Origin of the sequence: Peloplasma aerotolerans (assembly GCF_030012175.1) — a bacterium.
In the GTDB taxonomy this organism is placed as follows: domain Bacteria; phylum Bacillota_I; class Bacilli_A; order Acholeplasmatales; family Acholeplasmataceae; genus Peloplasma; species Peloplasma aerotolerans.
In genome coordinates, this window is sequence record NZ_JASCXW010000008.1 from 34,366 (window position 1) to 58,443 (window position 24,078).

At 32.4% G+C, this 24,078-nt stretch carries 13 protein-coding genes; all 13 read left to right on the forward strand.

The genetic code is table 11. The features are described 5' to 3' along the window. The first annotated feature begins 11 nt into the window (after positions 1 to 11). The 13 genes from plsX (at position 12) to QJ521_RS03865 (ending at position 24,045) form a co-directional block, all read left to right on the forward strand. Positions 12 to 1,019, forward strand: coding sequence for a phosphate acyltransferase PlsX (plsX, locus tag QJ521_RS03805; protein WP_282839100.1), 1,008 nt, complete (start codon positions 12 to 14; stop codon positions 1,017 to 1,019). Then, a complete protein-coding gene (rnc, locus tag QJ521_RS03810; RefSeq protein WP_282839101.1) occupies positions 1,016 to 1,690 on the forward strand; it encodes a ribonuclease III in 675 nt (224 codons plus the stop codon). The genes plsX and rnc overlap by 4 nt, the downstream gene beginning before the upstream one ends. Further along, complete coding sequence (locus QJ521_RS03815) at positions 1,668 to 2,282, forward strand: DnaD domain protein (protein ID WP_282839102.1); 615 nt, start codon at positions 1,668 to 1,670, stop codon at positions 2,280 to 2,282. The genes rnc and QJ521_RS03815 overlap by 23 nt, the downstream gene beginning before the upstream one ends. Beyond that, positions 2,279 to 2,920, forward strand: a complete 642-nt coding sequence (gene nth, locus QJ521_RS03820) for an endonuclease III (protein WP_282839103.1) — start codon at positions 2,279 to 2,281, stop codon at positions 2,918 to 2,920. The genes QJ521_RS03815 and nth overlap by 4 nt, the downstream gene beginning before the upstream one ends. A gap of 87 nt (positions 2,921 to 3,007) precedes the next feature. Beyond that, complete coding sequence (locus QJ521_RS03825) at positions 3,008 to 4,270, forward strand: helix-turn-helix domain-containing protein (protein WP_282839104.1); 1,263 nt, start codon at positions 3,008 to 3,010, stop codon at positions 4,268 to 4,270. Positions 4,271 to 4,383: 113 nt separating this feature from the next. Continuing rightward, positions 4,384 to 6,228: an ABC transporter ATP-binding protein gene (locus QJ521_RS03830; protein ID WP_282839105.1), complete on the forward strand. Its 1,845-nt coding sequence runs from the start codon at positions 4,384 to 4,386 to the stop codon at positions 6,226 to 6,228. Further along, positions 6,218 to 8,047: an ABC transporter ATP-binding protein gene (locus tag QJ521_RS03835; protein WP_282839107.1), complete on the forward strand. Its 1,830-nt coding sequence runs from the start codon at positions 6,218 to 6,220 to the stop codon at positions 8,045 to 8,047. Before QJ521_RS03830 ends, QJ521_RS03835 begins: the two co-directional genes overlap by 11 nt. A gap of 51 nt (positions 8,048 to 8,098) precedes the next feature. Beyond that, complete coding sequence (locus QJ521_RS03840; protein ID WP_282839108.1) at positions 8,099 to 10,168, forward strand: DUF5011/hyalin repeat domain-containing protein; 2,070 nt, start codon at positions 8,099 to 8,101, stop codon at positions 10,166 to 10,168. Between the two features lie 87 nt (positions 10,169 to 10,255). After that, positions 10,256 to 10,687, forward strand: a complete 432-nt coding sequence (locus QJ521_RS03845) for a flavodoxin (protein WP_282839109.1) — start codon at positions 10,256 to 10,258, stop codon at positions 10,685 to 10,687. An 84-nt stretch (positions 10,688 to 10,771) separates the two neighbouring features. Further along, positions 10,772 to 13,735, forward strand: coding sequence for a DNA polymerase III subunit alpha (locus QJ521_RS03850; RefSeq protein ID WP_282839110.1), 2,964 nt, complete (start codon positions 10,772 to 10,774; stop codon positions 13,733 to 13,735). 19 nt (positions 13,736 to 13,754) lie between these two features. Next, entirely contained in the window at positions 13,755 to 14,288 is a 534-nt protein-coding gene (locus tag QJ521_RS03855) for a hypothetical protein (protein ID WP_282839111.1), read from the forward strand. A gap of 8 nt (positions 14,289 to 14,296) precedes the next feature. After that, the gene (locus QJ521_RS03860) at positions 14,297 to 15,181 is read left to right on the forward strand and encodes a cation diffusion facilitator family transporter (RefSeq protein ID WP_282839112.1); all 885 of its coding nucleotides are present in this window, start codon (positions 14,297 to 14,299) and stop codon (positions 15,179 to 15,181) included. 95 nt (positions 15,182 to 15,276) lie between these two features. Continuing rightward, positions 15,277 to 24,045: a hypothetical protein gene (locus QJ521_RS03865; RefSeq protein WP_282839113.1), complete on the forward strand. Its 8,769-nt coding sequence runs from the start codon at positions 15,277 to 15,279 to the stop codon at positions 24,043 to 24,045. Positions 24,046 to 24,078: the final 33 nt, after the last annotated feature.

Here is a 24,078-nt window from a genome sequence, read left to right on the forward strand (position 1 = left end):
GAAGGTATTTTATGATACGTATTGCAGTAGATGGAATGGGCGGAGATTACGCTCCAGAACCAATCGTTAAGGGAACCTTAATGGCTTTAGAAAAATTTGATAATATTGAAATCACACTTTTTGGTGATGAAACTAAAATGGCTCCTTATTTAAAACAACATCCAAGACTACAAGTGATTCATACAACTCATTTTTTAGAAATGGGTGAAAAAGATCCTATTCGAGCTTATAGAAAAAATAAAGAGTTATCAATGTTTATGGCAATGCAACATGTTAAAGATGGACTATCTGATGCTGTTGTAAGTGCTGGTCCTACACAAGCTTTAGTTGTTGGTGGACATTTTATTATTAGAAGAATGGCGAGTATGCCACGTGTAGCAATCGCACCGATTGTTCCATCTTTAGACGGAAGAGGCAGAATTTTACTTGATTCTGGAGCAAACGTTGATTTTAAACCAGAACATTTATTATCATTTGCTATTTATGCTTCTATCGTTGCCAATAAAGTCTTGAAAAGAGAAAAACCTCAAGTTGCATTAATCAATATTGGAACTGAAGATAGTAAAGGTAGAGACTTTGATAAAGAAACATTTGCATTGCTTGAAGCGAGTAAAGATATTAATTTTTATGGGAATTTAGAACCTAAAGAAATATTGACTTCTGAAGCGGATATCTTTTTAAGCGATGGTTTTACATCAAATATCGTTATGAAGACTATGGAAGGCACTGCCAAAGGTATGGGAATGATTTTAAAAAGAGAAATTAAATCTTCAATTTTCGCAACCATTGGAGCTCTTTTTATGAGAAAAGCCTTGAAACGATTTAAAAAGTCACTAGATGCATCTGAAATAGGTGGAGCATTATTAATGGGTTTTGATGGTATCGTTATCAAAGCACAAGGTGCTTCTCAATCATATGGTTTTATGAATGGCATTCGACAAGCTAAAGAAATGGTTGACGCAAATGTTATTCAATTAGTATCAGAAGTATTAACAAAGAAAGAAGCGGTAGGAGAATGAAAGCATTATTAAAAATGCTGAATCTCCCTTATAAGGATGAATCTTTATATGAAATGGCACTTACACACAGTTCCTATGCTTATGAAAATCAAACTGAAAAGAATGAGAAGCTAGAGTTTTTAGGAGATGCAGTAATTGAACTTTTAATGAGTGATTATCTTTATAATGAAGATTTAGCTGATGAAGGCGCAATGACAAAAAAAAGAGCACAAGCAGTTTGTGAGGAAGCTCTTGTTAAATATGCGACACAAATTAAATTAAAAAAATATTTAAAATTAGGAAAAGGTGAAGAAGCTAAAGGTGCGAATAACTCAATGATTGCTGATGCATTTGAGGCATTATTTGGTGCTATTTATCTAGATTTAGGATTTGAAGCTGTTGTTCAAACATTTAATAAAGTAGTTGTTCCTAATTTGAACTTAGTTTGGAATATCAAAGACTATAAATCGACATTACAAGAACTTATTCAAAGTGGCGATAAAAGAAACATTAGTTATCATATAGTTAAAGAAACAGGACCATCACATGATAAAGAATTTGAGGCGGCTGTAAAACTAGATAATCATATTATCCTAGGTTTAGGTAAAGGTAAAACAAAAAAAGAAGCTGAACAAAATGCAGCGCATGATGCATTGAAGAAGGGGAATTATGATACTCAAGAGATTATATGAAGATTTCGATCTTTCGATTGAACGCATTTTAATCAAAGAATATAAACGTCTTAATTTAACAATGCAAGAGATGACAGTTTTGCTTGCATTGTTTTCGATATATAAAAAGAGAAAAACCTTTTCAATTGCATCTATTTCTAGACGTGTTGAATTAAGTAAAGATGAGATAGGAAGTGCTGTTGAATCGTTATTGAATAAGAATTTTGTAAACATTACACTAGAGGAAAAAGACGATAAAGAAAGAGAAGTTTTCGACCTTGATCGTACATTCAAGTTGATAGAAGAACTTTATCGCCAGGATGAAATTGAAAAAATAAAACAAGAAGAAGAATCTTCAGTCTATGAAACGATACGTTTATTTGAACAGGGGCTAGGCAGATCTTTACGTCCTTTTGAATTAGAAAATATTCGAAGATGGTATGAAGAAAGAAGTTATTCACACGAAACAATTAAACAAGCTATAGAAGCATCTGAAGATAGAATTAGTATTAAATATGTGGAAAAGATATTAAACCAAAATATTCCAGAACCAATTGAAATTGATCAAGATGTCGAAAGGGCACTTGATGAGATTTTCAAAAATATTAAATGACAAAAGCTGAACATATTTTATCAGTTCTTGACCACATGTTTCCGGATGCGCATGTTGAATTAAATCATCGAAATCATTTTGAATTACTGGTTGCTGTTGTTTTAAGTGCACAAACAACAGATGTTGGTGTCAATAAAGCAACACCGCTATTATTTATGAAATATCCTAGACCTAAGGATCTTGCTGAAGCTGATGTGCTAGACATAGAAAAACTTATTAAGACAATTGGCTTATATCGCAATAAAGCAAAAAATATAAAATTGCTTGCTCAAAATTTGGTCGATAAGCATCAAGGTGAAGTTCCAAATAGTCGTGAAGCTTTAGAAGCTCTTCCAGGTGTAGGTAGAAAAACTGCCAATGTTGTTTTAAGCAATGCATTTGGTATACCTGCACTTGCAGTCGACACTCATGTAGCTAGAGTCTCAGTTCGCCTAGGATTAGCAAAAGAGGGAGATTCCGTTTTCCAGATTGAGAAAAAGTTAATGAAAAAATTACCGAAAGATAAATGGCAGAAAGCACATCATCAACTCATTTTCTTTGGAAGATACCATTGTTTAGCGAAAAAACCTAAGTGCTATGCATGCCCAATTGTTAAAATATGTCAATATAAAAACAAAAATTTTGAAAAGGCTGAATAATCCGGTCTTTTCTTTTTCTAATTTTTTTGGATTTTTAAAAAACAAAATTTTATAATTAAACATAAAAAAACATTTCTGGGAGGGAATATGAACGCTAACATTTTACAAATCCACAAACAAATTAACAAAAGAAAGGAGCAGAAACTATATGAGATAAAACCAGTAGGATCCGCAATCAAGTTTAAAAGAAAGGAAATGAACATGACATTAGAAGAGGGTGCTGAAGGTATATGTAGTGTATCTTACTTATCAAAACTAGAGAATAATCTAATTCACCCGGGTATTCAATTTATTGATTTATTAATGGATCGATTTAATTTAACTGATACTTTCAACAACGATTATAATCTTTATGTATCACATATTGATCTAATTATTGATTCCATGATTTCCGTAACAGACTCATTAGATAACATCATTTTAGAATATGGTACAAGAAAAGATTATCAAGCATTCCTCATACGTTTAGGTGTATACACGATTAATATGGAATTTGAAAAAGCCGGTTTGCAATATAACGAACTAAGGACATCAATTCCAAATCTTAATGACAATGAATTATCGCTTTTACTCATATGCTTAAGCGAAATGCTATATCATCAGAATCAGTATAGTGATGCATACAAAGTTTTATTATGTGCACCACCAGCAGCAAAAATTGATTCAAGATTAGTCTTACTATTAATGAAGAATAGATTATTGAATGCTTTCCGCATGCATAAGGTTGCTGATATCTTGAGTTTATATTCGGAATACGTGAATCAATTGATTGATTATCAGTATTACCATTTTCTTCAAGACATAAAAAATAAATATGTGTTATTTCAATCCATATATCAAGAGCCTTATGAAATCAAACGAAAATTATCAAAAATGAAACAAATATCAAAATATGATAAATCTTATACTTTGGCACAAGCACATTTTAATCATCAACAATATGATGAAGTCATCAAGTATACAACTCAACATTACAAAAAGTGTTCTAGGTTTCTAATCTTGCATCTCATCTCTCTTGATTATTTGAGTCAAGAGAATCAAATTAATCAAGTGCTTGAAGAGACCAATCAAATGACAAATCTATGCCAAACCGTAAAACTTATTATTACTCATCTTAGGCATAAATATAGTAGGGATAAAACAAAGTTGCTTAATTACTTAAGGAGAGAGATCTTAGGTATCAAAGCATTAACAGATGATTATCAAGTTCTAGACTATCTAATGTTTGATACTCAACACTTGTTTTCAGAGTATCAACACTACAAAGAGGCAGTTCAAGTCACCAAAAAGTTTCTCCCAAAATTGAAGATGTTGAAGAGAACAGAACAAGGACGAAATAGTGAAGATTAAGGCATTTCTTAATCTTTTTTTCTTTTTACCCCCTTTTTTGTGCATTATACCTAAAAAAAATTGACTAAAATTGACAATTCTTATATACTTATATAGGCTAAGGAGGGAACATCATGCGAATCATAAAATTATTCGGCTTAGCAAAGGGCTTTTTAGTACTATTCATGGTAGCTGCATTCTTAACAGCCTTTCACCAATGGACTTACTCGAACGTTCCCTTGTTTACACAATACTTAATCAAGGCACTTTTAGCGCAACCAGGAATCGCGCCAGGAAGTGTATCTGTAGGTGAAGTCAACTTACCTTCTTTTCTAATTGCATATTTTGAAAAGAGTAGTGTTTTCATAGAAGTTGTCTTCAGAATTGCATTATCTTTAATGGTACTTCAAATATTTAGATTTACGCTTAGATTTTTTGAAATGTGGCTTAAAGGATCAATCCAAGAGCGCATGGCAGAAAAAATGAGAATTAATTTATATGGACACATTCAAGATTTAAATTACGAGTTTCATAATAATGCAGATAGTGGAGATTTAATCCAACGCGTAACAACCGATGTTGAAGCAACCACAGGTTTCTTAACTGGCAGAATGTTAGATGTTGTTCATTTATCAGCTACCTTGTTTTTTGGTGCTTATCAACTGATTCGTATCAATCCAACAATGGTTTGGATAACACTTGCGATTGTTCCGTTGGTTGCAGTATCATCCACGATTTATTTCGTTAAAATTGACAAAATATTTAAAAACATTGAAGAAACCGAATCTAAAATGATGACTGTGGTCCAAGAGAATTTATCAGGAGCTCGCGTTGTTAGAGCGTTTGCAAATGAAGTATTCGAGATTGAAAAAATGGATACTAAAAATAGAGAATATGCAGATGCACTTAAAAAGGCAAATAAAATTGTTGCCGTATATTGGGGAGCAATGGACTTTGTTGGTATCAGCCAGTATTTAGTTATTATCGCAATCGGTGTATATGCTGTACAAAGAGGTACAATGGATGCTTCTGGTGTCGTGGCATCGTTATCGCTGGTTGGTATGTTAATTTGGCCAGTTAGAGGTCTAGGTAGAATCATTAATGACTTTGGAAAAGCATTGGTTGCATCAGATCGTATTAATGAAATCTTGGATAAACCAAGTGAATACGAAAACGATGGAACACAAAAGCCAGAAGTTCAAGGTTCAATAGAATTTAGGGATGTATCCTTCAAATTTTCTGATACCAATGATCATTTACTTAAAAAAGTTAGTTTTAATATTAAAGCAGGACAAACAGTTGCTATCATAGGACGTACAGGTAGTGGTAAATCAACAATTATTAATCTACTTTTAAGAATGTACGAATATGATCAAGGCGATATCTTAATTGATGGTATTTCATTAAAAGACATTAGTAAAAAACACATTCGCAACCAAATTGGTGTCGTTTTACAAGACCCATTCCTATACTCTAAAACAGTATTTGAAAATATTGCGATTGCACAAAAGAACGCGCAAAGAGAACGTGTTTACCGCGCTGCAGAAACAGCAGCACTTGCGAAGGACATTAGAACGTTCAAACAAGGTTATGAAACCATTGTTGGTGAAAAAGGAACAACTTTATCTGGTGGACAAAAACAAAGAGTTGCGATTGCTCGCGTCTTAGTTTCTGACAAACCGATATTGATATTTGACGATGCACTTAGTGCAGTTGACAATAAAACGGATATGATGATACGAGAAGCTTTATTAAACAAAGATTACAAGCATACAACAGTCATTATTACTCACCGTATTACAACTGCTAAAGAAGCAGATCAAATTATTGTCCTTGACCAAGGACATATTGAAGCAATCGGTACTCATGAAGCCTTATCTAAACAAGAAGGTTTATACAAGAAACTTTGGGATATCCAAGGTAAGCTTGAAAAAGAGTTCCAAGCTTTGTTAAAGGCAGGTGAAGACGATGCAACGTGAAGATGAACATGATGTTCAGTATAAAATCCAGTTAAGTACATGGAAAAAGATTTTAAGCATCGTATTTAAATCGAAAAAAAATCTTATATTATTAGCCCTGTTTTCAGGGATGTTAGCCATATTAGATGGAGCATTTCCTTTGATTAACCGTTATGCAATAGACGTGTTTTTCGTTGAAGGAGATTATTCTACATGGCCGTATTTTGTTGCTGCCAATTTATTAGTTGCAGCTGGGTTTGGGTTATGTGTATGGGGATTTATTCATCAAGCTGGTGTTATTGAAGCAGATACAAGTTATGAACTACGCAGACAAGCATTTAAAAACTTACAAACGTTATCGTACTCATATTTTGATCAAACCCCACAAGGTTGGGTTATGGCACGTATGACTTCAGATGCAAGAAGACTTTCACTTATTATTTCATGGGGTTTAGTCGATTTTGTGTGGGCAGGGTTATCCATGATTATCATTATGATTATTTTATATGCAACTTTTGCTAAACTTGCATTAATTATTACAATCATTTTACCAATCATGCTCGCAGTTGCTTATGTATTTAGAAAACTCATTTTAAAACAACATAGAAAAGCAAGAAAATACAACTCACAACTTACTGCACAATATAGCGAAGGTTTCCTAGGAGCAAAAACAACAAAGAGTTTAAGTATTGAAGAAAGCAACTATGACGAATTTGCATATACAGCACAGTTATTAAAAAAATCAAGTATTAAAGCGGTTATTTCATCAGCTGTATTCTCATCTATTATCTTAGTTTTAGCATATATTGCTGTAGCAACCACCATGATTCAAGGATCAGTTTATGTACTAGAAGTTGTCATTACAGTAGGTACATTATCAATGTTTATTGCTTATACAGTCAATTTCTTTGAACCAGTTATGGCAATTTCAAGAATTTTATCGGATTTTCAAAATGCACAAGCATCAGCTGAACGCATTGTTGGATTAATTGAAATCAAATCAGATTTAGTTGACACAAAAGAAGTTGAAGAAAAATATGGTTCATTATTTAATGACAAAAAAGAAAACTGGGAAGATCTTAAAGGTGATGTTGAATTTAAAGATTTAACATTTTACTACAATGAGAATGAAGTCATTTTAGACCATTTCAATTTAAAAGTAAAAGCAGGACAAAGTGTTGCGTTAGTTGGACACACTGGATCTGGTAAAACAACCTTGATCAACCTATTATCGAGATTTTATGAACCAAAAGAAGGATTGATTCTAATCGATGGTAAAGATTATCGCGAAAGAAGTATCCATTGGCTACATAGTCGCCTAGGTTATGTTCTTCAAAGTCCACATCTATTTAGTACAACCGTGATGGAAAACATTCGTTATGGTAAATTGGATGCTACAGACGAAGAAGTTATTTATGCAGCTAAAATGGTTGGTGTTGATAGTTTTGTTTCAAAACTAGACTTAGGATATCAAACATTCGTTGGTGAAGGTGGTAACTTATTATCTGTAGGTCAAAAACAATTAATATCATTTGCTAGAGCAGTATTAGCGAACCCTAGAATACTTATTCTAGATGAAGCAACCTCTTCAATCGATTCAGAATCTGAAGTGGTCATCCAAAATGCTACTGAAAAATTGTTAAGCGATCGTACAAGTTTTATAGTTGCTCACCGCTTATCAACAATTGTGAATTCAGATTTAATTGTTATGTTAGATATGGGGCAAATTGTTGAAATGGGTACCCATGAAGAGCTTCTACAAAAAAGAGGGGCATACTTCGAGTTATACAAAAACCAATTTTTTAAAGAAAAAGGTCAAGAGCTCGAAGCGGTATTATAATATTAAAGTAAAAGGATATGATAACTACTATCATAAGATAGAGGTGAAATCATGTCCTTTTTATTATCCCTTTTTAGTTTTTTTACGGTCTTAAGTTATCGAATCGATTGGATTAATGATTTTTTAACTTTGCAGTTGCATGAAAATGTTGATGACTACGTAGAATTACCGGAAGCAAGACTATACATCAATGAAAAACGTGTCTATGATCCAGATATGTATTATATTAGAAATGGTGTTGAGTGGACATTTATTTCAACTGTCAACACAAATGTGGTGAAAACTTATTCAATCAAGTATCGTGTCTATTTCCCAACTTACTCAATCACTCAAGTCAAAACAATAACATTTGATGTTGTTGATTCAATATCACCAACATTTCATCATATCCCACAATATAAAATACCTTTAAATCAAAAATTACCTGATCTAAAAGCAAATTTGATCTATAGCGACAATTATTATTCAGTAGAACAACTAAACTTGAATATTGATTCAACCAAAGTTGTTTTAAATCGTATTGGTAGCTATCCCATTGTATATCAAATTTCTGACCCATCAGGAAATGTAACGATTCAGACGGGATATCTTGAGGTTTATGATCACTTACCACCAGAGATTACACTTAAAAAAGAGTTGATACTACCCTACAATGCTCTTTTCGTTTGGCAAGACTATTTTACGATTAAAGATAATTATGATTTAGTTTTAAATATTAATATAGATGATTCACATGTTGATTATACGAAATTAGGTGTATATCCAATTTCTATTACTGCATCCGATCAAAGTGGCCTAAGTACAACCATTATTCAAGATATAACAATTGTTGACCTTGTAAAACCAGTAATCATTTTAAAAAGTCAACCACCACCTATAGAAGTCTTTTCAAATTTAAATGAAAATGAATTGAAATCATATATTATCGATGTTTATGATAATTATGACCAATTGTCAATCGATGATGTTATAGTGACGCACGATATAGAATATGATGTATTGGGTTATTACTATATCTATTATCGTATATCTGATTACTCCAACAACACACTAGATGTCAAAGTAAAAGTTCAAGTCGTTGATCAAACAAAACCTGAAATATGGGTGCTTGAACCTCTTGTTTTTAACGTTTTTGATCCTATTCCTTTTTTAGATACTTATATTGATTATTCGGATAACTATACACATAAAGATCAGTTAACTTTAAAAATAACATCTTCATTCAAGATGAATACTATTGGTAAATCAGCAGTTTCCTTTGAAGTTACAGACGGTTCCAAAAATAAAACAACGCTTCAAACATATATTGAAATCATAGATAGCATACCACCAGTAATCAATCAAATGAATGATATTATTATTACAGATTTTCAAAAGAAGTTACTCAACCATTTTTTTGAATATGAAGATAATTACGATATAAAATCTAACTTAAAACTTGAAATTGATGATCAATTTGTGGACTATGAAAAAATAGGAAGTTACCCGCTTTATGCTTATGTAACTGATACATCAGGCAATACAACGCAGCTAGATTCAGAAGTTATCGTTCTTGATATTGTTGAACCTGTTTTATTGCTAAAACATAGTATTGCTCATATTCAAATAGGAAGTGAGCCACTTAACTTAAAGTCATTTATTTATGAAGCGTATGATAATTATGATGAGTTGACGATTGATGATGTTATTATTTATCATCAAATTGATTACGAAGAAATTGGTGTTTATGATGTCCTATACGTTTTAGTTGATCAGTCACAAAACATGAGTCAACAGATTCTATATGTCTCAATAGATGATTGGATTCCTCCTTGGATATCCGGGAAACCATTATCGATAGCAACAAACGATTTTTTTGATCCCCTAGAGGGTATTGAAGCAGGGGATAATCTGAACGACTATGAAATCACCTATTTCCCAAAAATGATTGATACATCGACACCAGGAGATAAAACAATAACATATATCATTACAGATTCAAGGGGCAACTATACTACATTTGATCGCATAATTACTGTGTATCCAATAAAGGGAAAAAGAGAGATTACGGCATATGTTCCCGTTATGATTGTTACAGTTCTAGGGATAGCGTCTTGTTTATACATTTGGAAAAAAATGTAACAGTATACTTTTTGACAAACCCAAACAATTACACTATAATGATTGAGTAGATAACTTTATAAAAATGAGTAAAAGGAGAATATAAACATGGCAAATGTATTATTAGTATATTGGAGTGGAACAGGCAACACAGAAATTATGGCCGAAAAAATAAAAGAAGGTCTAGAAAACGCTGGTGAGACTGTTGATTTTCGAACAGTAGATGCAGTTGAGCCAAGTGAAGTTGCTGATTTTGATAAACTTATATTTGGATGCCCATCAATGGGTGTTGAAGTATTAGAAGAAGACGAGTTTGAACCATTTTTCGAAGAAGTAGAAAGCAGTCTTTCAGGTAAAAAAGTTGCACTATTCGGATCTTATGGATGGGGCGAAGGAGAATGGATGGATGCTTGGCAAGAGCGTGTTGTTGGAGCTGGAGCTACACTATTCAAAGATGAGGGATTAAAAATCAATTCAACACCAAGTAGTGAAGAAGAAGAAACATGTGTTGAATTTGGAGCAGAATTTGCTAAGTTCTAAAACATAGAAAAAAATGCTGACCCAAAAGCATTTTTTTTTAATTATATAACCATTAACTTGTTATAATAAGACTAGGTGATGAATGTGTTCGGTGTATTATACTTACAAAGTTCATACAGTATGCTTAAAAATGCAATTCCACTTCCTTCTTTAGTTAAAGAAGCGAAACGCAAGGGATATGACTTCATTGCTTTAAGCGATGAAAACTTGCATGGCATGCTTACGCTTTTTAAAGAAGCGAAACAAGAGCAAATAAAACCGGTGTTGGGTTTAAAGATCAATGTATCTATAGAACTCGAAGAAACGGGTTTTTTAGTGTATGTTAAAACCAATGAAGGTTTCCAAAACCTATTAAAAATATTACTATTAAAAAGCGAAACCGAATTAACTATTGAGCATTTAGTTCAACATCAAAAAGGACTTATTTTTGTTACATCTGGTCCAGATTCTATCATTGATAAATCTATTATGAATGGTAATGAAGATATTGCATTTAGATATATTCAAGATTTTAAGCAAGTCTTTAATCATTTCTATTTAGGTATGTCTTTAGATACCTTTGATCATGAGATGAAAATTGCTCCTACTTTATATGAGTTATCTGAAAAGACTAAAGTAAAATTATTACCGATACATCAAACATCATATTTAACGAAAGATGATCGTGAAGCATATGAAGCATTAGTGAAAATCGATGATGAAAAGAATGAAATGCCTAAAGAAGCAAACTATGCTTTCTTGAATAAAAAAGAACTCATCAAATTATACTCCGATTATCCGTTTATTTTTGACACACTAGAAAAAGTTATTCAATCAATTAGCTATCAGTGGGAACAACCAAAGTTTGAAATGCCGATATACAAAGTAGATAACGGAACACCTTATGAATACCTAAAATCTTTAGCTACAGTCGGACTAAAAAAGCGTTTAAAAAAAATAATAAATGCAAATTTAAAAGAGTATCAAGAACGCTTATATTATGAGCTATCTATTATTCATAAAATGGGTTTTGATAACTATTTTTTAATCGTATATGATTTTGTAAAATATGCAAAAACCCATGATATATTGGTTGGTCCAGGACGCGGATCTTCAGCTGGATCACTTGTTGCTTATTGCTTAGGAATTACAGATGTAGATCCAATTACTTATGATCTATTATTCGAAAGATTTTTAAATCCTGAGCGAATATCAATGCCAGATATTGATATGGATTTTCCCGATAATAAAAGAGATGAAGTCTTACAATATGTTAAAGAAAAATATGGCGATAAACATATCATTTCGATTGTAACATTTGGAACCTTTGCACTACGCTCATCCATTCGTGATATTGCACGTGTCATGAAAATCGATACTTCAAGAGTTACAGGGATTATACAAAGTGTTATCAATGATAAAATTGATACTACAGATGAAGAAATGACACGTCTTCTAAAGGTTGCAAAATCAATTGAAGGACTGCCCAGACACACAGGAACACATGCTGCTGGCATGATTATGGCAGAGCAAGATCTTTCTCAATATATTCCTTTACAAAAAGGATTATATGACTTTTATCAAAGTCAGTTAGAGGCATCAGATTTAGAGTCATTGGGATTACTTAAAGTTGATTTTTTAGGCATTAGAAACCTTACAATCATTGATGATGTCATCAAAACGATACATCGCCTTGGAAAGCCTTTTTCACTTGTTGATATCCCTTTAGATGATTCGAAAACATATGAGTTATTATCACGTGCTGAGACAAGTGGGATATTTCAACTTGAATCAAATGGAATGCGTGCTGTTTTAAGAAAGTTGAAGCCAAATACATTTGAAGATATTATTGCTATCTTAGCACTATTTAGACCAGGCCCTATGGACCATATTGATGAGTACATAGATCGAAGAAATGGAAAGAAGTTTTCATATATCCATCCTAAACTTGAAACCATACTTAATCAAACTTATGGAATCATTGTTTATCAAGAACAAATTATGAGAATTGCTAACGAATTCGCAGGATATACTTTAGCTGAAGCTGATCTTTTAAGACGAGGTATTTCAAAAAAAGATTTAACCATTTTGGAAGAAGAACGCAAACGGTTTGTTGATAAATGTCAATCACAAAATTATAGTAAAGAAATCGCAGAACAAATTTATGATTTAATTGTAAAATTCGCTGATTATGGATTTAATCGAAGTCATAGTGTGGCATATTCTATGATCGCTTATCAGATGGCATATTTGAAAGCTAATTATTATCCTGAGTTTATGACAATTTTACTTTCAAGTATTACAGGCAATGAAGGATTAACAAATGATTATCTTAATGAAATCAGAAAACATCAGATTCAAATTCTACCACCTGATATCAACACAAGCACTGATCAATATATCCATACTGATCAATCCATATTTTTACCATTACTTTCAGTTAAAAGTATTGGTCGTTTAACGGTCCAAAAAATTCTTGAAGAAAGAAGTTTAGGAAATTTTAAAGATTATCAAGATTTCAAATTAAGAATGAAAAAAGATTTAAATGAAAAGAATGTTGAAATGTTGATACATAGTGGAGCACTAGATGCTTTTAAACTTAACCATAAAACTATGAATTATCATAAACAAATTGATGATGCAGGATATGAACAATATATTACAGATTTCAAATTAATGACTACAGATGAGTACAGTTTTGCCGAAAAAGCACAATTTGAGAAAGAAGCACTCGGTTTCAATGTATTATATAGCCCAATTATGGCACATCGTGATATCATAAAGAAATACAAGCTAAATACGCTTGATGATTTAAATCATCAGCAACAAGTTGAAGTATTGGCTTATATTAAAAAAACAAAAGCGATTAAAACAAAACAAGGAAAACCGATGGCTTTTATCGAACTTGATGATGGAATGACACAACTAGAAGCAACACTATTTACAGAAACGTTTATCAAATATGAAAATCTACTCAATAAAGATGTTCAGATTTTTAAGATTAAAGAAAACCAATTCCGAAACAAAAAAACATATGTCGTCGAGCATATACAACCGATTGACAAATAATATATGAAAAGGAGACCACATGATATCTGATTCCTGGAGCAAAGAAAAAAGACAACAATTTGATATTGAGTACTCTAAACTTTTTGGTGGACAAGTACGTGCAATGAAATCTTTATATAAAAACAAGAAAGATTTGATCTTTCTAGAGGATTTATTAAATAATATCAGCAATAATATATATCAAACACTGATGCAAAATCAACTAGAAATGGCAGAAGCTTTTCTAGAAAGAATGTTTTTAAGTTCACTTGACTATGAAGTTGTTGTTATGAACAGTCATATCGAAGATGAATTTTCAATTTACGTCTATTTTTATAATGATTTCCATACAATAGAATATGATGAAATTCGTATTAAGAATGTTGAAGATGTTAAAATGTTGATTGAACTCATTATGTATGTCGGAAATGTTTATCATAACCTAGCTAGATATGATGAAGAGATTGACATAAACCTACCCGAATATCAATTTCACTCAGGATTTAAGGCAGATGTTTCAATTAACATGGAACGATCAGAAGAAATAGAAGAACCTAAAAGATTTTATAGTTAGGGGAAAAAATGACACAAGAACAAAGAAAAAGGTTACTGCACGCAATAACTATTGGATTAATTGCTAATGTTATATTAGCAGTTTTAAAACTTACATTTGGAATATGGGGGAACGCTCAAGCATTAATTAGTGATGGGCTTAACTCATTTTCAGATGTTTTTATTAGTATACTTCTTTTGGTTGTTATGAAGGTTGCGACAAAAAAGCCAGATCATGATCATCCATATGGTCATGAAAAATTTGAAGGTTTAGCATACTTTGTTTTAGGTATTATCTTTTTTATAACTTCCATTTATATTGGCATAACTTCTATCACATCGATTTTTAATTACATTAAAGACCCTACAGAAGCAATCAAACCACATCTTTATACTGTCATTATTTCTATATTTTCATTAATCATTAAATTTATACTATTCAAATATTTCTTAATCATCAGTAAGAAATATAACAATCCAACCTTGAGAGCAGATTCAAAAAATCATTTACTTGATGCTTGGGCAACATTGTTTTCAGTCGTAGGTTTGTCTTTAGCCCAAATAAATCTGATTGTTTTTGATTATATAGCAGCATTGATTATAGGTTTATTTATCTTTAGATTAGCATATCAAGTCATCAAAGATTCAATTTCATATCTTGTTGATCAAGCACCTACAAAAGAAGAAGTTGAGCAAATCCACAAAATTATCCTTGAAGTAAAAGGTGTTATTAAGGTTGATGATTTAAAAGTAAGAAGACATATGACTCGAAAGTATGTCGATGTTGAAATTGGTGTAGAATCTTCATTATCATTAAAAGAAGCACATAGAATTGCTGAGAAAGTTCATCATCAAGTTGAAGATGAGTTTCCAGACGTTATTCACTGTATGGTTCATGTTAATCCAGCAACTTAGTTTTATCAAAATATAAACGAAGTTATATTTTATTGTGTTTAAACTCCTTTTTTGCTAAAATAGATGTAAGTAATCAATAGAAAGGCGGAATACATATGATGCCATCGTTATTGTTGATTCAATGGGGTGTTGTTGGCTTTTTCATAGTCATGCACTTTTTAATAGGGTTTATAAGAGGAACGAGTAAATCAACCTACTTCACAATTGTCAACATATTGATGACAATTGTTACTTTATTATTGATTTCTCTCATATCGCTTAATCTCATTTTATCACCATCATTTACATTTCAAGATTTGGTAATCCGAATTCAAAATATGTCTGGGAATATTATCCCAGAAGATGTTGTTACATATATTACAGACCCAGCACTTACGGGGTTTATTGTAGCGATCATTGATTTGGTGCTGAGAATCGTAGGATTCTTCACTTTATATCCAATCATTAAAGGATTTTTTACTTTGATTATTTTTAGACCTATATGGAGTTTTGGTATAAAAAAATCACTTCTTAGAAAACAAAATGAAAAATTACAAATAGAATTTAATGAAAAGCAAACCGGGAAAAAGAAATTTGTACCCACTAAACGACTCAAGAAAAACATTTCAAGTCGCTTTTTCGGTGGGACAATTGGTGCTGTCAATGGCCTCGTAGTTGCTTTTATTTTTCTATTACCTGTACTTGTTATGGCAAGTTTTATTTCGGGATTTAATGATACGGTAACAGTTGCAAATCATCATTCAATTACTGAACTTAGCACAACCAATGAGGAGTTAATCACTATACCAAATGAGATACAACAATATTTAAACGAAGTTGCAGAAATGAATGAAAAAGGGTTTTCATCAATAACAAGACAAATTGTTGTTCAAGGAAAACCTATAGATCGTTTAATATTTGATATGATTTTTACAACCTATGTTGTCGAAGATGAGGAAAAAACACCAATTAACTTTATTGGGGAACTAGAAGGACTTGTTGGTATCGCTGAAGTTATTTATACTGGAGGTTATTTAGAAGACGATTTTGATTACCGTGATATATCTAGTGACAACTTGGGAGATATTGAAAAAATATTTGGACATATAGGAAATTCTAATCTAATCGGGTATATGATTCCATTTGCGACTAAATATGGAGTGGAAAAATTTCTACCGGACTATATTGATGGTGTTAATTTATATGACAGACAAGGTAGTGCTGCAGCGCTTGATGAGTTTACAAGCATAGACTGGTCAGATGAATTCAGTAATATTTATGGAATTGTCGAAGCTATACTTGAATTTGGTTCTGTTGCAGAAATATTAAACTATGCTAATAACCCAGAATTAATGCTTGAATTATCTCCTGATGAAGGTGTTCGTTTAGCGAATATCATTAGAGCGGTCGGAGAAATGGAAACATTCTCACTGTTAAGTGCAGCTGCAGACTATGCAACAACACTTACTGAAATTCAACAAGAGATATCGTGGATGGATCCAGCTGAAGTAGAAGGTTATTTGCAATATAAATTATCATTTATCATCGATAATCCTAAATTCTTTACAGGAGAAAATGGTGAGATATCTAGAATTGCTAACTTGATTGAAGCCATATACTCAGATGAGTTTGGTGATGTCAATCTCGTAGAACTTGTTAACAGCATAAATGATCCAGAAACATTTTTGGAAAATCAAAATGCCGATTGGACAGGATCATTATTAGAAAAAATAGTTGAAATTCAATTATTAATTGAATCAATCCCAATAGGTGTAGATTATGGTGTCTATAATACATTAGGAGACCAAATTGAAAGAGAATTAGCTGATCAAATCTCTGAAAGTTTAAATGAGGTTGGTTGGGATGATGAGATATTAAATGTTGGAGAAATATATAAAGAAGTTTTGAAATTAGGATTAGCTAGAGCATTTGGTGTTGAGCCAGATTATTTTGGTATTGTTGATGACATAGCAATTAACCACATGGGTTCTGTTAGAACTATTGTTGAAAAAATATTTGAGGAAAGCCAAGTTGTTAATACTGCTATAGAACTTGCAAGTCCAATTATCGTTGATACAGTCATCCAAGATCAAGAATTAAAAGAACTCGTTAACGAAGCATTGATTAGCGATCCAGATTCAGGGGTAGTTGATTTTAGATTTGGGCAAGAAGTTAATAATTTATTAACGTTAGCTGAGTCAATTTATTTGTTTACAACAGCAACACAACTTGTTAATATATCATCTATGACACAAGATGCTCAAATTGAATTATTTGCTGGTTTCGGATCACTTACTCAAACACAATATGGAAAATTAACCTCAGCAATCGAAGAACTTCAAATATTTGAACGTACTGGTGCAAGTGGTTTAGAATATGCAAAAAATAGATTTGAAATAGAACAGTTATATATTCCTGAGGAAGTACAATTAGGACAAGAATTATCATCAATCGTAGGTTTCATATACTATGCAGCCTCATATACTTATGATAATAGGCTGAATTACTATAGTTATGAAGAAATTGATTTTGCTCCTTTACTAGCAGATGAAATCTTTAGATCACATCTTCTAGCGACTGAATTAGAAAATCATTCACACTTATTATTAAGTAATATTGCCCATAATTTAATGATATACGCAGGAGATCAAGCGATTAGTCAATATCTTGCTATTCCTGAAAATTTAAGTATTGCTTCCCCAGAGAGTGAAGACTGGATGGATGAGTTAAATGCATTATTAGGTGCAGTCTTTGATTTAGGGGCTTCATTCCAAGGTTCAGAAGCTATCACATTATCATTTAGAGATGTTGTGACATTAGCTGAAGACCCTATGTCCGCTCCAATCTCATTAATTACACAATTTCAAGATATCGTTAGAGCTAACGATGCATTTGGAAGTTTGGATGCATCTCAAATATTAAGAACCTCAATTGTCAATGCAATCGATAATTTAGGGCCAACATTAACTGCGAATTTAAATGGATATGAACTAAAAACACCAGAAGTAGCACGTGATGGCAATATGATTAAGATTGGTATGATTGTTGAGTTAATTCACGGTTTAGCGACCGTAATTGATGATGCAAACAACACTTTAAATTATCAGACATTTGCTGATATCTCGAGTACAACATATATGTACGATTACGTGAAGGCATATAATAATCTAGCTGATGCATCACTAGAAACATTGGCTGATATTACTTTATTAAGAGGTTTTATCAGTGATGCATTGCTAAGTCCTGATTTACAAGCATATGCTAGAGATATTGTTAACAATTCGGGAAACATAACCGTCAGTGATGGTTTCTTAGCATTTGAAAGAGAAGATAATGTCTTATCAACATCAGACTTATCTGAACTATTTATCTCGGTTAAATCAATGCAAGTTACGGAACCATTTTATGCAAATCCTGGTGCTGGAATTTATGCATTCCTTCAAACCTTTGATGATGAAAAATTAGACAAAGTTTTTGATGCTACAATATTGAAAGAAATATTTACATTCGCACTTACCGATCCAGAAGCATTACAATCACTTGCTGGAATCGTAGAGACCGCATATTCAGGTGCACAATCAACAACGACATTCTTAGGCGCTATTAACCCAAGATTTTTACCGATTGTGAGTGCTTTAGGCACATATAAAGATGAAGATGATCTATTTGACGTCAATGAAATTAAAGCATTAATTAGAGCGTTTAATAATTTAAATATCGATTCATCGGCAGATTTAAGTGCTCTATCTGATTTAAACACAATTCACCGTAAGGTAAGAAATACAACTGTAATAGAAAACTTATTTGATTCAAATTGGTTGTATGATCAAGTTAATTATGTTTTCACAAATGATTTATTCTTAGAAGAATTGGCAGAAATTGCTTCACAACAAGTCTTCAATCAAACTGGTTTAGATAAAGAATTTACAAAAGAAGATGTCAGTTTTGCTCTAGACAAATACGATATGATTGAAGTTGGTGGTCGTAGAGAAGGTGGCGTCAAAGTTGTTGAAATCAAGAAATTCATATTGTCAGGAACAAGATTAGATTGGGGAGCATTAGAACTTGGAACAGGTGCGGGTATTGCATCTAATCTATCAGCAATTTTAATGCAAGATGGAACAGATGGAGAACGCCACATTGACGTTATCCTTGAGTCCAATTTATTGGTTGCTATCTTTGATAAACTACTAAACTTTGAGTATAATGGCATCGGCATGGATGAAGTTGCTATTGCATTCTTGAATACTAAACTTGAAGGTGTCGAAGCACTTGAAGGATTACAATTACAAAAAGAGTTTTTACATTACGACACACGTGCCTATGATGAAAACGAAGTCTTAAGAAGAGAAGAAATCATTGAAATGATTGAAGCCGTATCTTTTGTAGACTTGACGCAAACCATAGGTATTCCTACATTCTATCAAATGATTGAAGATGATACATTTGATGAAATATTTGACTCATATATCCTTCATAGTCTTATTTCAAATGCTTTAACAAATGAAGATGTCCAACAATTAGGTATTACTAAAGCGAATAATGCACAAGAAATCGTAGAATTAGCAAATGATTTCTTAGCTGTTGATCCTATATTAATGGATGGCGATTTATTTAAATCTGAAGAGATTAAAAATATCTTAATTGCATTAAATACAATGGGATTAACGGATTCAGCAGGATTTAATAGCATCGGTCTAGCTACATTCTCAGAACTTAACGGAAGAAATGTTGATATAGATACAGGAGAAGATGATTTTGATCGTGTCTTTAGTGCTGGATATATATATATTATTTTAGACCGTGCACTAAAACTTGAAAGTTTAGGTGATTATGTCGGAACGATGTTAGGTAATGCATTAGACACAACCATTGAAGATCTAGATACAACACCTTCAGATGCAATGCTTGGTACGATACTAGATTCTGAAATTGAAGCAGATAGAGTAACAAAAGCTGAGTTTAGAAGAATGTTTACTTCATTTGGATTACTTGGTGATATTGGTGGCATCGGATTAGGAACGTTTACGAACATGGTTGATACAGCAGCACCTTCAGATGACTTTACAACATTTATTGCATCAGATTATATCTACACCATTTTAGCTAGATTATTTGATCATCCTGCGTTTGGAGATTATGTTGGGGATATGTTGTCAGGTGCATTTGGCGATGATGATGTTGATTTAGACATGACACCACCAAGCGACAGTAAAGGAACAGTTGTCGGAGATGTTGAAGAAGGTTTAATCACGAAATACGAACTTAGACAAATGATGATTTCATTTAAATTCTTAGGTTTAGACGATGGAACAGATATAACTGTTGAAACTATTATGAACTTAGTTGGTGAAGATAGTGATGAAAATGGCGAAGACGATTTTGATCAGTTCTTAGAGTCTATCTATATTAGAGATAAAGTATCTATTTTACTGATGTCTGATTCAGTCATCGAAAAACTTGCTGATGGTAGATTTACACCTGAAGCTTTTAGATTACTCATTCCAGAAACAGCAACAGAAAATGTTGATGATCGTGATCGATTAACTAAGATTGAAATTTACGACTTATTTAATGGATTAAAGATTTTAGGTGTTACGGATCTTGAAGGTTCTAATATTGGACTAGATACGATTACCGATTTAGAAGATGCAGAAGTGCTACAAGTATTAGAGTCATCATATCTATATGTAACCATTCATTTAATGTTGGATACTGAAGAAAACTTGAATGTTCCACTTGATGCATATGAAGAAGATGGAGATTATGAAGGTTTAGTTAAGAAGAATGAGATTGTTAATTTACTTAATGCATTTGATGTTTTAGGAACAAGCAATCCTGACGAGATTGATGCAAATACAATTTCGATAGCTGAACTAAAAGATTTACTTGATCTCAATTCAGTTATTATTGATCAAATTATTTCTGACGCAGTTGTTGACGCATTAGATTCAGTACCAACAAGTTCATATAACGATGATCAAACAAGATTATTGAAGTCTGAATTATATAATTTAGTTGAAGTGTTATTAATACTTGCTGATGGTGATGATACACAAACATTAGCAAGCTTAACACCAATCGATACAGATGCTATAACAAGAGCTAAGCTAAGAGAACTTTACGACCTAGATTCTAGATTGGTAGACCGCATCTTATCACAATCCATTATTGATAGTGGTATTAGTATTCACTCATTAAGTTATGATGAAGATAGCGAAGTCGACGAGTTTGATAATAAGCTTGATTTGAAGAGAAGTGAACTACTAGCTATGATTGATGCACTAGACATACTAGAAATCGAAATTGCTGATGCTGATGTTATAGATACAACAAAATTAACTCCAGATAACATTGATGCATTATTAGATCTTGAATCACCTATTATTTACCGTTTAGTTGGAGAAAATATTATTGATCAAGATTTACATACAGATGAATCAATTGCAGAAGCTGGAGACAATAACTATGACCCTGAACTACCAGGATCAGATGTAAAGATTTCTGAAATGTATGCATTAGTTGAAGCAATGCGTGTATTAGGTATAGCTAACTTAAGCGAAGAAATAGATGTAGACAATACGACAATCGCTCAACTACAATTGCTACATTATATTGGTTTAGGTATAGATCCAGTTGAAGATTTACATCAATCACTTATTGTTCATAGATTACTCTCAGAATCTATAATCGGGGCACTTGAAATACCTACTGATGCATATATGGTTGGTTCATTATTAGATTTAGTACCAGATGAAATTCAAGGAGTTATTGGTTCATTACTTGTGTTAAGTGGTGGTGATGACACAGAAACATTAGCCGGATTAACTCCAATTGACACATCATTGTTAACTCCTGATGATATTGAAAGTTTACTAGACTTAGAATCACTTATTATTTATAGAACTGTAGCTAGTGGTATTATTGATCAAAACTTACAAACTGATGAATCACTTGCAGAAGATGGTGATATTAACTATGATGAAAATGCAATTGGCTCAGATATAAAAGTCCCAGAAATGTATGCATTAGTTGAAGCAATGCGCGTGATGAATATCGTTAATTTAGGAACAACTATTGATATTGATACAACAACCATAGCTCAATTACAACAACTACATTATCTAGGTTTGGGTATAGATCCAATTGAGGATAAATATGAATCTGTTATTGTTCACAGATTGTTATCAGAAGCTATTATAGACGCATTAGTTATACCAACAGATGCTTACATGACTGGAACTATATTAGACTTAGTACCTGATGAAATACAGGGTGTTATAACATCGTTACTCGTATTAAGTAATGGCGATGACACAGAAACGTTGTTAGGATTAACACCGGTAGATACAACAGTGTTAACACCAGATGCGATTGAAGAAATTTTAGATACAAACACACTAATCAATTATAGAATGGTTGCAGATGGTATTATCGATATGAATTTACAAACCGATGAATCACTTGCTGAGGTTGGAGATTTCAACTATGATGAAAATGCAATTGGTTCAGATATTAAGATTTCTGAGATGTATGCATTAGTAGAAGCAATGCGTGTTATGGGTATTATTAATCTTGGAACTCCAATTAATACCGAAGATGCAACAATTGCAAACTTACAACAATTACATTATCTTGGTTTAGGTACTGACCCAATTCAAGATGTCTATAATTCTGTTATCGTTCATAGATTATTATCAGAAGGAATTATTGAATCACTTAACATTCCAACAGATGCATTTATGGATGCTATGCAACTTGATTTAGTTCCTGATGAAATACAAGGTGTTATTGATGCGCTTCTATTGATAAGTGATGGAGACGATACACAAACATTGAATGACTTGACACCGGTAGCAAATAGTACATTAACACCAGATTTAATCGAAGGCTTGCTTGATTTAGATAAACTTATTATTTATAGATTGATAGCAGAAGGCATTATTGATGCAGAGCTTGATACACTTGAATCACATGCTGAACTAGGTGATGCAAACTATGATGAAAATGCGATTGGTTTAGATATTAAGGTTATAGAAATGTATGCTCTCGTAGAAGCAATGAGAATAATGGATATTATCGACTTATCTGTTACAATCGATGCGACTGGAGTAGAAATTGCACAACTTCAGGCATTACACTATGTCGGTTTAGGTGAAGATCCTATCGATGATGTCTATAATTCGAGAATTGTACATCGAATCTTGTCTGATGGCATTATCAGTTCACTCGATATACCTACAAATGCTTATATGAGCATTGCACAACTTGATTTAACTCCTGAAGAAGTTCAAGGTGTTATTGATGCTCTACTAGAAATTAATGGTAATGATGATACAGGAAAACTTGCTAACTTAACACCAATTGATGACTCATTATTAACATCAACTGTACTTGCTAACTTGATTGCAATCGATACATTAATTGTTTATAGATTGATTGCTGACGGTATTATTACAGCAGGTATAGCAACAGATGACTCTTATGCAGTAGATGGTGATGTAAACTTTGACTCTAATGATGCAAATGCAGACATTAAGATTGATGAAATGAATCATATTGTAGCATCAATGGATATTTTAGGAATTACAAACATCTTGACAGTTGCATCTGATATTGCTGCATTCGACTTTACTAGTTTAGATGACACTCAAATAGAAACCCTCGTTGAAGCTGATACTGATGGACCTAACACAATTATTTACTACATTATTTCAGAGACTTTGGATCCAGATAACGATGTGTTTGATATGTTAGTACTTTATGATCCAGTAGAATATCCAGGACCTGCAGATGATTATTATGAATTAGATGAACTTGACAATCGATTAAGATTGAAGAGGGCTTCGATTAAAGATGTTATTGATTACTTGAAATCGTTATAAACAACACAATAAAAACCACTTTGGAATCATTTC